We start from the raw sequence: 1,310 nt of genomic DNA, 5'->3' as shown, positions 1-1,310 counted from the left end.
GTCTATTATAACCGCTTTTTCGATCCCCAAGGTTAGTTTAATTGTCTTCTTTTTTCTGACTCTTATTAACCCTATTTCGGCACAAGAAAAAAATCCGCAAAAAGTTGATATTGTTCGCACTACCGTTAATGATGACCAAGTTACTTTACGGGTGAAGGTGATGGGAGAGGGCGATCGACCTGTGATAGGTTTGTCACATAAAGATTTTGCTTTACAAGTGCAGGGCAATAAGGTAGAGTTCGATCGAAGAAACTGGAAATCTCCCGAAGAATCAGAGCCTCCTCCAGCGTGGATTATCGTCTTAATGGATATGTCTGGGAGTATGTTAACCCTTGATAATAGTGGTAAAACAAAGTTAGAAGGCGCTATGGAAGCGACTACCCAGTTTCTCTCGATTTTAGCCCAAAGAGGGGGAAATACCCAAGTTTCGATCGTGCCTTTTGGGGAAGGAAGCGAAAAATGTGAAGGGTATAAAGTTACTAAACAAGAATTAGACAATTTTTTAAGTCCTAATGATGTCAAATTAACTAATTTTTTAAACTATTTAGCGAGTACAAAACCCTGTGCATCGACTAATCTTTATCAACCCTTAGAAACTGCTATAAAATTTTTAGGAAATTCAGAAGATAGCCGTTTTTATCTCACGGAAAAACAAAGAAATCAGGGAAAATTAGAGCCGAGATTATCAATTATTTTAGTATCAGACGGTTATCATAACGCCCCTAATGAAGCCCAAGATTTTGCTAGATTGCTAGAACAATTAGAAGATTATAACAATATAATTGTTCATACTTTAGGCTATGGTTTAACCCCTCAACAACTGGCACAAAAATATAAATTACCGAAACCTGCTACCCGTGACGACATAAATAAAGGTAAAGTGCCAGAGGAGGAATTTGTGGATGAAAAAAGGTTAGCAGAAATTGCCCAAAAAACGGGAGGAATCGCTGAATTTTCCGGCGATGCTCAAGATATTGCGGAAAATCTCCAATTATTTCTCAACGCCTTGTTAGGAGAGTACGAAATTACTTATACTGATCCTAATCCAGAAAGAGGTGCTACTAATAAAGTTATAGTAGAAGTTATGGATATAAAATCTGAGGAAAAACCCTATACCATACCAGTTTTTGGGCGCACATTGCCGTTAAATATTCGCTTATTGATCTTTTTTTCTACTCTTATTAGTTTAGGTTTATTTGGTGTTTTACCCTTTTATCTGTGGGGTAAAATGTTGAAACAAAAAACTTTAGAAGAATAAAGAATTAAGAACTATTTTTAATCTTTAAACTTCTCCAAAAAGATTAATTAAT

The 1,310-nt window shown here is 35.9% G+C and carries 1 protein-coding gene; it reads left to right on the top strand.

The features are described 5' to 3' along the window. Nucleotides 1-1,258: vWA domain-containing protein (locus ACN4EE_RS23435; protein WP_431708919.1), on the top strand; the 1,258-nt coding region annotated here is incomplete at its 5' end. Nucleotides 1,259-1,310: the final 52 nt, after the last annotated feature.

It is taken from the genome of Geminocystis sp. CENA526 (assembly GCF_050753365.1).
Classification (GTDB): domain Bacteria; phylum Cyanobacteriota; class Cyanobacteriia; order Cyanobacteriales; family Cyanobacteriaceae; genus Geminocystis.
Note: the sequence above shows the minus strand (reverse complement) of the source record. Positions and strands in the feature narration are given on the sequence as shown.